Here is a 4288-nt window from a genome sequence, read left to right on the forward strand (position 1 = left end):
CGGACCAAAACGACAGTTTTGGACCGCTCGATATGCAAGACCGTTGGTCGTAATAATTCCTTTATTGGTTTTTGCTCAGCTTGGAAGAGACGGCGCACCTATGGTGGAAATGCTACCGCAACCAAATGGCGCATTTTTTTGCACCGGTTTTGGTCATAGCGTCGATCCTGACGCCAATGCCCATGTTGGTACATGCCTGGGCATTCCCGTACAGGATGATAGGTCAGCGTCGGTACCCCGAAGGAAAAGATCTTTTCAGGAGGGGAATGATGCAACCATCCCTCCCATTTTCCGTCCTTTGCAGCCTTCTGATCGCGCTGATCAGCGCCACAGGCCTGCAGGCCAACTAACGTTCCAGGCGCTGGGATCAAGAGTTGCAGTCAGCATCAAGCCTTATCGAACCTTGCGACGTTTACACTTGCAACCACGAAAATGGGCACGCAACACTACGCACAAACGAAGACAACACTTGCTAGAGCGTACACTCAGTGGCCTGTATCGGGCGAGTTGTGCAATTTTTTGTTCATGAGGAGTACAGTAATGACAGATAAACCGCATTCGATCACGCCTGCGATTGCGTTGCGCGCGGTGCGCATCTGGTCAGGGCTTTTCCTGCTGGCCTTCGTGACGAGCCACTTGATCAACCTCAGTTTCGGCCTGATCTCTATCGAGTCCATGGATGGGGCACGCTCCTATCTGACAGGCGTCTGGACAGGGAAAATCGTGGGGGCTGTGCTGCTCGCTGCCTTTGTATGCCACTTCTTTCTTGGGCTTTGGGCGCTTTATGTGCGACCAACCCTGCGCACGAACACGCAAGATATCGTGCAACTTCTGACCGGCCTGCTTGTGGTACCCCTTCTGGCGACCCACGCAATTGCCATATCGATGCTGGCAAATGCTGGCGTCGATTTCGGTTATTCGGATACGATCCGCTTGTTCTGGCTGCAGGTGCCAACACTTGGATTGTTGCAGGTTATCATGCTCTCGGTAGTCTGGGTGCATGGATGTGCGGGCCTATTCACATGGCTGCGTGCAAAAGAGGGCGCCGGAAAGGTGTTGCATTGGCTCTACCTCTTTGCGGTCCTGGTTCCGATTTTTGCGCTTTTGGGATATGCTGGGGCAGGAAGAGAAATGCTGGTCGCCGGACAGGCCGGTGCAGATCTGGCGCAAAGCCCTGCAATGCCGGAAGATGTTAAGGTGCCTTTCGCGCTGATCAAACAAGTCACCAACGCCACCATTTATGGCTCTATTGCCCTTACGCTACTCACGCTGGCGGCCCGTTTCGTGCGCCTAAGGGTCCAGACCACGCAAAAGGTGGTTCTTATCCGTGATGGCAGCCCCGAGATGGTCTCCACCTCCGCGATCAGCATCTTGGACTGTTTCGGGCGCAATGATCAGCCCCACGCCAGTCTATGCGCAGGCCGCGGCAGGTGCGGAACCTGTGCAGTTCGCATCGTGAAATCTGATTTCCCCCTGCCCACCCCATCGGAGTTGGAGCAGCAAACCTTGTACAGGGTTGGCGCGCCTCAAGGTGCAAGGCTCGCGTGTCAGCTCAAACCCGCAGGTGGCAAAGTGGAGGTTTTGGCGATTTACCCTGCGGACTATACATTCGAGAATGACAGACCAACGGATGTGCCCTCCTCATTCAAGGCTCCGGCATGATCGCCCTGCTGCGCCGCGCCGCTTTCGGATTGGTTTGCGGTCTAATTGTCCTCCTGTCTGGCCCTGCCAGCGCGCAGACCGTGACGTCGGCCCCAGCCCCATCAACGAATGACATCCACGAGTTTACCCGCCTGCTTGGCGATGCGCGCATTCAGGATTGGCTGCGTCAGCAAGCGGAGGGTGCCGAAGCCGCGACCGTTGTCGAGGCACCCGGGATGCGTGATCAACTGGACACTTTGGTGTTGCATACGCAAAACCGGATCGCAGCGCTTGTCAGGACATGGGAGGGCTTCGGACAAGCCCCTGAGTTGCTGGAGGGACGGTGGAGAGAGCAAGTCACCGACGACCAGCGTGTGCGCAGCCTGACCTTTGTTCTGATTTTCCTGTTTCTCGGTGCGGGCCTTGAATGGCTGTTTAGGCAATACACAAACCCGATCCGCCGCCGTCTCGAGATCACTGACTTCAAGACACCCGCAAAGCGCGTGACCGCAGCGGTGACCCGCGCGGGCCTCGCGCTTACAGGGTTGTTAGCCTTTGCCACTGGCAGCATTGGCGCCTTTTCCGCATTCGACTGGCTCCCCATCCTGTTTGCGCTGATACTCAACCTGCTGATTTCCATCTTTGCCATTCGCGTGGTTGGCACCACGCTGTTGTTGTTCTTTGCTCCCTTTGTGCCGCGCCTGCGGTTGGTGCCTGTCAGCACGGGCATGGCGCGGCTGATTACGCGCCTCGGTGTGGCCTTTGCCACCGTTTTGATCGTTGCCTTAGCATTCAAGGATCTGTTTGCGCAGATCATTGAAGTATTCAGGCCGCAAGACGGCGAAAACGCTGTTCTTGCTGTCTCGGTCGCACTGGCTTTGCTTGTGAGCTTCGCAGCACTCTTGTGTCTTCATGCGGGGTTCTTCCTCGCCGGACATATCAGCCCGAATGCGAAGTCCAAGGCGGCACGTAAATGGCGCGGTTTTCTCAGCCTGCTGATCTTCTTGATACTTACCCTCTGGATATTCGATCTGACACTGCTCATGTGGAGCGTCCTGTGTATCGGAATCTTGATTATTTCGCTAAAGCTGCTGCGCGCGTGGGTTGACCATGCGTTTGACAGCGCCATCACAGATTACATGGCCAAGCTACTGCCGCCCCCTGTTATCGCGGTGTCCGAGGACGCTGATGAGAGCTCACTGGATGCAGAGGTCGAAGAGGTGATTGACCCTTACGAGACCTACCGGCCGATTGCACAACGCGTGGTGCGGTTTGCAGCCATCATCTCTGTTGGCTTTGTGCTCACTTTGATCTGGAACCTGGGCATCTTCGAGCGCGCCGAAAACCCAACAGTCATGCAACGCCTCTTTTCGGTTCTACTCGACAGCGCGGCAGCCCTGCTGATTGCCGATCTGCTGTGGACATGGGCGCGCACGGCGATTGATCGCAGGCTCAATGCCTACCGCCCCCCAACCGATGGCTCCGCCCCGGGACCGGAAGCGCGGATGGCGACGCTCCTGCCGCTTTTGCGGGTGGTTTTAATGATTACGCTGTTGTTGATGGTCGCCATGTCGATTCTGTCCTCTATGGGCGTGAACATCGCCCCCATCCTTGCGGGTGCAAGCGTGATGGGCATCGCGATCGGCTTTGGCGCACAGTCATTAGTCAAGGATGTCGTCTCGGGCATCTTCTTCCTCATTGATGATGCCTTCCGCGTGGGTGAATACGTCGAGATTGACCAGTTGCGCGGCACGGTTGAGCGGATATCAATTCGCTCTTTGCAAATCCGCCACCACCGCGGTGCCGTGCACACACTGCCATTCGGTGAGCTGAAGTCCATGACCAACTATTCGCGCGATTGGGTCATCATGAAGCTCGAATTCCGTGTGCCCTTCGACACTGATCTGAAGCTGGTGAAGAAACTGATCAAACAGGTGGGCGCTGATCTGAAAGCAAACCCCGAATATGGCGATAGCATCATCGAGACGTTGAAATCCCAAGGCGTGCGCCGGATGGAGGAGTTCAACATGGTGGTCGGTGTCAAATTCATGACAAGGCCGGGCGAGCAATGGACCGTGCGGCGCGATGCTTTTCAGGGTGTGCGCGACATCTTCGACGCAAACGGAATTCGCATGGCAGAACGCAATGTGAAGGTGGAAATAGCGGGCGACGAAGCCCTGACAGACGAACAGCGCAGAGCCGTCAGCGCCGCCGCGCATGACGCTACCATGAACAAGCTGCCGCCCGGACCTATCCCGGATGAGCCTTAAGTTCAGCCGCTGATTGAGTGCAGGTGTACTGGCTTGGTTGCTCATTGAAAGCTGAATGGGAGGGCAACGGAAAAGGGAACCAAATGATGATAAATCACAGGCGATGCAGCAAAATGGTCATTTGTGAAAATTGGAGCGAAGCCTCACTTTGTCCGCACAGCGGTTATTGATGCGCAGCGCGGCGAACGGCGGCTTTGAGCGGCGGTCTCAACTGATCGACGCAACACATGCATTGAAACGCTCTGCGGGAGTTTCATACCCCAGCGTCATTCGAGGTCGTTCGTTGAGTTGTCTGGCGATGGCGCTCAACTTTGCTTGACTGTGTATCGACAAATCTGTGCCTTTTGGAAAGTACTGTCGCAGCAGGCGGTTGGTGT

The 4288-nt window shown here is 56.1% G+C and carries 3 protein-coding genes; 2 read left to right on the forward strand and 1 reads right to left on the reverse strand.

Annotation, left to right across the window (positions count from 1 at the left end):
• The first annotated feature begins 540 nt into the window (after positions 1 to 540).
• A complete protein-coding gene (locus V7730_RS22245; RefSeq protein WP_335749743.1) occupies positions 541 to 1662 on the forward strand; it encodes a 2Fe-2S iron-sulfur cluster-binding protein in 1122 nt (373 codons plus the stop codon).
• The gene (locus V7730_RS22250; protein ID WP_335749744.1) at positions 1659 to 3911 is read left to right on the forward strand and encodes a mechanosensitive ion channel family protein; all 2253 of its coding nucleotides are present in this window, start codon (positions 1659 to 1661) and stop codon (positions 3909 to 3911) included. The genes V7730_RS22245 and V7730_RS22250 overlap by 4 nt, the downstream gene beginning before the upstream one ends.
• A 207-nt stretch (positions 3912 to 4118) precedes the next feature.
• On the opposite strand, the gene V7730_RS22255 is transcribed toward V7730_RS22250, so the two are convergent.
• The coding region (locus V7730_RS22255) for a transposase (RefSeq protein WP_443070274.1) at positions 4119 to 4288 on the reverse strand (170 nt) is incomplete at its 5' end.

The organism is Sulfitobacter sp. (genome assembly GCF_036961165.1).
Taxonomy (GTDB): domain Bacteria; phylum Pseudomonadota; class Alphaproteobacteria; order Rhodobacterales; family Rhodobacteraceae; genus Sulfitobacter.